The organism is Vibrio sp. 378, from assembly GCF_033339435.1.
The window spans coordinates 1-678 of record NZ_JAWOUO010000603.1; the positions used below are offsets into that span (position 1 = coordinate 1).

Sequence of the window (678 nt, forward strand, 5' to 3'; positions counted from 1 at the left end):
TTGGTTGTTCATTGTTATTCTTGCTATCGGTGGGGTGACTTCATTCCTAGAGCTTGGTCGATTAGAAGACCCTGCGTTTACGATTAAGGACGCGATGATTGTCGCGACTTATCCTGGGGCGACCTCCAAAGAAGTGGAAGAAGAATTAACGTATCCGCTTGAGAAAGAGATTCGTAAACTGCCGTACATTGATCGAATCACGTCGACCTCTTCGAATGGTATGTCGCAGATCATGGTCAGTATGAAGATGGATTACGGCCCAGACGAACTGCCACAGATTTGGGACGAAATGCGCCGTAAAATCAACGATCTGCAACCAACTTTACCGCAAGGTGTGCAATCTCTGCAGATTATTGATGACTTCGGTGACGTGTACGGTGTGATGTTGATGCTGACGGGCGACGATTACGACTATGTCGAGCTCAAACGCTATGCCGACCACCTACGACGTGAAATCGAACTGGTTGATGGCGTGGGCAAAGTAGACATTGCAGGAGACCAGCAAGAGATGTTGTTCGTTGAAATCTCGCTTGACCGCCTTGCGTCTCTGAATCTCGACATGAACGTTGTTTCTGGCTTGCTTAACCAACAAAACAACGTGGTTTCGGCTGGCGAAGTTATGGTGAATGGTGAAAGCCTCGTCATTCGTCCTAGCGGTACGCTGAATACAGTTCAAGC

1 protein-coding gene is annotated in these 678 nt (G+C 48.1%); it reads left to right on the plus strand.

Translation table 11 applies throughout. The annotated features are described in order from the left end of the window. The coding region (locus R7Q48_RS27795) for an efflux RND transporter permease subunit (protein WP_318133510.1) at positions 1–678 on the plus strand (678 nt) is incomplete at both ends.